This is a genomic window from Rhodococcus erythropolis NBRC 15567 (assembly GCF_001552595.1).
GTDB lineage: Bacteria > Actinomycetota > Actinomycetes > Mycobacteriales > Mycobacteriaceae > Rhodococcus_F > Rhodococcus_F erythropolis.
Genome location: NZ_BCRM01000054.1, coordinates 1 through 4,640, shown reverse-complemented (window position 1 = coordinate 4,640; position 4,640 = coordinate 1). Strand labels below are relative to the sequence as shown.

Genomic DNA, 4,640 nt, shown 5'->3' with positions numbered 1-4,640 from the left:
ACGGCAAGCACTGATCCCCGAACACCTGACCTGGATCTTCCCGGCGATCGTCGACAGCGCCATCCTCGGCGCCACCATCGCCATCGTCATCATCAGCACGCTCAACATGAACAAACGAGACCGAGGCTTCTACATCGCACTCGCCGTCAGCGTCGTCGCGATCAGCATCCTCGGAAACGCCTACCACGCCTATCACGCAGCAATCGCCGCACAGGAGTCAATCGATGGTGGGGGAGACCTTGGTTTCATTCCACTGGCGCCGGCCATTGCAGCGGCCATAGCGATCATTCCGCCGGCCCTGGTCTTGGCATTCACCCACGGAATCACAATCCTGGTGAAGGCAGTCGGAACGGCCTACGCCACTTACCGTGCGATCGTCGAAAATGCCACCGACAGTGAGGATGCAACGAGTACTGCGTCTGACCTCACCGTAGGCCGGGGACCAATCCGCGTCCCTCAGCCCCGCGAGAAGTTCGCCCACAATATTGCGGACCATCGGGAGTCGGATCTAGACGTAGACGCCACAACGGCGGATGCGAAGGCCTGCATTGACGACGCTATTGCGGACTATGCGGAACCTTTTTTCGTGGATGAAACGATGAACGACCTGGACGAGATCCTCGACTCCCAAGACACCGCTGCGGAGTCCCCAGCCCGCCGCGATGCCGAAGAAGCACAGGCCGACACCGATGCCGACATAGACGACCTCATGTCCTTGAGCGCCCGGTCGAATCCCGGTCGAATCTCGCGAAGACGTGAAAGATACAGCGGTCCGCAAGCTCACAAATCCGAACCTCACGTGGGAGACCATCGCTCTGGAAACGAAACCGCCTGTCGCGACATCGACCGCATGGCGCCGGTACGAGAAGTTCGATACCGCAGCCCGCGAAGCAGGATTCACGAGCCCGCCATTGCCCGACCTTCGGTCCGCCGAGAACATCGCTGACCGCGAACTCACCACCGTCTGAACAAGTCTCACCAACAAAGGTGGCCCCGACAATGCTGTAACACCGTCAGGGCCGATGACCACAGAAAGCACCTGTGACCATGAACAATCATACCGACCGCTCCGAAGGCATCGACCACGGCAAAACCGGCCGACCACCGATGCAGCCACGAGCGAAAATCATCCGAGAAGCGATCCTCGAGGCGTCCGCAACCCTGTTCAGCAAAACGGGATACGCGGGCACCACCATCGACGACATCGTCACACTCGCCCCGGTCACCAAAGGCGCGATGTACTTCCACTTCTCGAAGAAAGAATCCATCGCGAGGGAGATGCTTCGCCGCTGGTCCGACGCAGTCACCGCGACAGTCGGGAAAGCGATCGCAACCGGTCAACCCGCCGACCGGCAAGTACTGATGATCTACCGCGAACTCGCCCGCCGCACCCAAAACGAGGCGATCATCCGCGCCGGCCTCATCCTGTCCGTCGATCAGTCGCTCAGTGGCGCCCGCGCCACCTACGAAGCGTGGACCGCTGCGATCGAACCGATCGTCGTCGACGCGAGTCGTTCCGGCGCCCTCGACTGCGCGAAAAGCATGTCCAGGCTCGCAGACACACTCTGTGCCGGATTCGTCGGCGCTGTGCAGGTTGCCGCCAGCCTCGATGAAAACCACACCATCGGCAGACGAGTCGACGATCTGCTGCTGCTGTGGCGCGGAACCGACCCGGCCGCCGCCCGCATGGTCGAAGGAGCATCTTTGTGAACAGCCCCAACGAACCGGCAGATACCCCGGAAAACGCTGCCACCACGACAAGCCACCGGATAGGTCGCGTCCCCGGCAGTAAGAACTCGGCAATGCAGGACCGCGCAGTGCGAACACGGGAAGCGATCGTCGCGGTCGCAGCCCGACATTTCGACACCGACGGCTACGGCAACACCAGCATCAACACCATCAGCGCTACCGGAAAATTCGCCAAAGGCGCAATGTACTACCACTTCCCGTCCAAGGAAGCGATCGCCGAACACCTCATCTCGGACTGGAACCGCACCCTCGACGACACCGTCAGCGAAGCACTGGCGTCCGGTTCGAGCAGCACGGCAGGGGAGAAGCTGACAGCGATCTTCACGTCCCTCTCTCGTCAGATCGCCGAGGACACCAACGTGCGGGCCGGCATGAAACTCACCCTCGAACCCACCATCGACAACGCGGCCGGCTTCGCGCACTGGGTCGACGCCATCAGTGACATCATCGAAACAGCCATCACCGACGGCGAACTCACCAACACGCCCACCACACGCCGACTCGCCTGGAACCTGTGCGCCGGCACCATCGGAGCCGTCAACGCATCAGTGGTTATGTGTGAAGACATCGACCTCTCAACCCGCATCGAGGGCATTGTCGCAGCGCACCTGCACGGCACGCTCGCCTGACTGCACCTCATGCAAGAATGCGAAACATATTGGAACGCGGGGGACCGTCAATCATGCATACGACGCGATCGAGCTACGGCGCACCTGAATCCGAATCCGCTGCGCAAGCACTGGCCCGGGTCGACACCTTCATCACCCACCACCAAGCCTGCGGCGATCTCGTCTTCCAGAAGCGAGTCGACGCGGCCCACATCACCGAAGACCTACTCGCCTGCATCGAAGCGCAGGCTCTTCCGTCCTACTCGACATCACACCGCGATCGTCGAACTCGCCGGAGCAACCGGCTTCACCCTGGGGCAAACCGGGTAGACCAGATGACGTGGGATCTGGCGCTCGTGAGGATTCCGCCGATCAGGATTCTCGGGTGGTGGCGGAGTCCGGGCCGATTGGCGGTATCGACGTCTATCGAAGACGACCGCGCGGCGTTTGACCTAGCCCTAAGCGGCGGCGACCGTCAAAAAGTTGGAAGATCACACCACCTTGAATGATGCTGAACGCGAACAGGTATCGAGCGTATCGGCTGGTCAGATACGCTCGATACCTGCCACTGGTCTCAGGCTGCTCGGCACTGCTCGATAGCGGTCTTTCGCATGAACATGAATCTGTGTCAGCAGGCGATGATGATGTTGGGGTCGGTCTTCATGTCCAACCATTTGCCGTAGGCGTCGTCGTTTTCCCGGTGGACGCTGGCGCATACCTCGGCCTGTGTATAGCCAGCCGGTTTGTAAACCGCGTAGATCGGGTTTCCCTCGTTGCTCTCCTGACGGAGGGATGGGCAGGAGTGGTCGGTGCGCAGGTACTTCGCGCCGGGGTGCGCGGCGAGGGCATTTCCCACTTCGGTGGCATAGTTTCCGGGCTTGGTTGCGCTGTAGACGACCACGATCCCGAGACCATCGCACGTGGGTTGGGTGATAGACGTCGACAGCCCGAGATCTCCTGACCCACCGACGGTATCGCCGGAGTCGTCGGCGCAGTGGGTGAAGCTGCTCAGTTCGGCTTCGGGGACGCCATCTGCCCGCGCTTGGGTGGGGCACATTGTGGTCGGGAACGATGTGTAGACAACCCATTTACCGGCGACCACACGGACCAAAGAGGAGGAGTCGCCCAGAAGGTTCCAGACCACGTACGCCCACTGTCCGTGGCAACGGATTTGGCCACCAATATCGCGACTGAGATCGGTCTCGATGGCGTCAGCAGTGCACGGTGGCGTCGCTGTTGCAGTGGCATTGGCCGCTCCGTCGCCCGTAACGACAACAAGTGTGAGGGCACCGTTCTCGCACTTCGATCCATAGCCGGCCAACTGGGAGGCGACAGCGGTCGGGCTCACGCACGTCCAGCCATCGAACATCGCTGACATGGTGTTGCCCTGGCGGGTGATCACCGGATCGTTGTAGTAGCGGTTGATGAGCGCCACAGCATCGGTACAGGTGATCGCACCAGTCTCTACGACTACGGTGCCAGGGGTGCCAGCCGGGAAAGTGACGGTGCCGCAGGTACTTCCGGAGGTGGCGAGCGCGTCGGTAGTTGGTTGACGGTTCGGTTGTTGCGCCGGCTGGGAGGACACGCTTGCCGTCTCGGGCTGGGCACTGACGGCCTGGCCGGATGTTGAACAGGCGGTTGCCACGAGGGTCATACCGACGATCGCTGTAATCGTTGCGCGTCGCAAGCCGAGTAGCTGTGCTGCCTTGTGCCGCATGCATCTCCCTGATGAGTCTGGTCAGCTCGACGATCTGACCTGTAGTCGCGTGGTTCCAGGCTTTTGTTACACCAACGGCCTGGTATCGGGGCGCATGCTCTGCACATCCTTACCTATAGACGAGCGCCGGCATTACTCCGGCGCGAGAGCAGATGATGCAAGTCTCTTCTGCGATTCTGCACGGTTCAGCGTCGGTGCCGCCGGTTGGTGGTTTAGCTAGCATCCGCCGAGCGGGGTTGCCACGAATTTCTTGGTGCCACCACGAACCTGAGTGACGGTGTCGGAGTCGCTGAGAGCACCAATTTTCGCGTTCTCGAACTGGAAACCTAAATACATGGTCGGCTTACTGGGCTGGCTGACCACGAGGACTGGGCCGAGGTCATTCACTTGCTCGATCACATCGCCGCTGAAGGCGTTGCGTACCTGCGCGGGGGTGCTGCCTGTTCCCACTCCGTAAATTGCCCGTGAGCCCACCGCGCCGACAACTGCGTCATTTTTCACGTTGATTGCAGCGGTGGTCCCGTCGTAGTAGACGGTGCAATCGCCACCGACAGTCCTCATGTTAG

General features: G+C 61.1%; 6 protein-coding genes. 4 read left to right on the top strand and 2 right to left on the bottom strand.

What is annotated here, in order from left to right:
• The 4 genes from RE4_RS30485 to RE4_RS31170 all read left to right on the top strand — a co-directional run.
• Positions 1-946 (top strand): DUF2637 domain-containing protein (locus tag RE4_RS30485; RefSeq protein WP_255246897.1); only part of this gene is annotated, 946 nt, incomplete at its 5' end.
• Between the two features lie 101 nt (positions 947-1,047).
• Entirely contained in the window at positions 1,048-1,710 is a 663-nt protein-coding gene (locus RE4_RS30480) for a TetR family transcriptional regulator (RefSeq protein ID WP_060939899.1), read from the top strand.
• Complete coding sequence (locus RE4_RS30475; protein ID WP_060939898.1) at positions 1,707-2,378, top strand: TetR family transcriptional regulator; 672 nt, start codon at positions 1,707-1,709, stop codon at positions 2,376-2,378. The genes RE4_RS30480 and RE4_RS30475 overlap by 4 nt, the downstream gene beginning before the upstream one ends.
• 53 nt (positions 2,379-2,431) lie before the next feature.
• Positions 2,432-2,866: a hypothetical protein gene (locus tag RE4_RS31170; RefSeq protein WP_143542717.1), complete on the top strand. Its 435-nt coding sequence runs from the start codon at positions 2,432-2,434 to the stop codon at positions 2,864-2,866.
• Positions 2,867-2,985: 119 nt separating this feature from the next.
• On the opposite strand, the gene RE4_RS30470 is transcribed toward RE4_RS31170, so the two are convergent.
• Positions 2,986-4,074 carry a hypothetical protein gene (locus RE4_RS30470; RefSeq protein WP_060939897.1) on the bottom strand — a complete coding sequence of 363 codons (1,089 nt, stop codon included), beginning with the start codon at positions 4,072-4,074 and terminating at the stop codon, positions 2,986-2,988.
• 216 nt (positions 4,075-4,290) lie between these two features.
• A partial coding sequence (locus RE4_RS31230; protein WP_162267919.1) for a hypothetical protein occupies positions 4,291-4,640 on the bottom strand: 350 nt, incomplete at its 5' end.

Coding starts and splice junctions, on each gene's coding strand:
- RE4_RS31170 (WP_143542717.1), top strand. CDS start 2,432: ATGCATACGACGCGATCGAGCTACGGCGCACCTGAATCCGAATCCGCT.
- RE4_RS30480 (WP_060939899.1), top strand. CDS start 1,048: ATGAACAATCATACCGACCGCTCCGAAGGCATCGACCACGGCAAAACC.
- RE4_RS30470 (WP_060939897.1), bottom strand. CDS start 4,074: ATGCGGCACAAGGCAGCACAGCTACTCGGCTTGCGACGCGCAACGATT.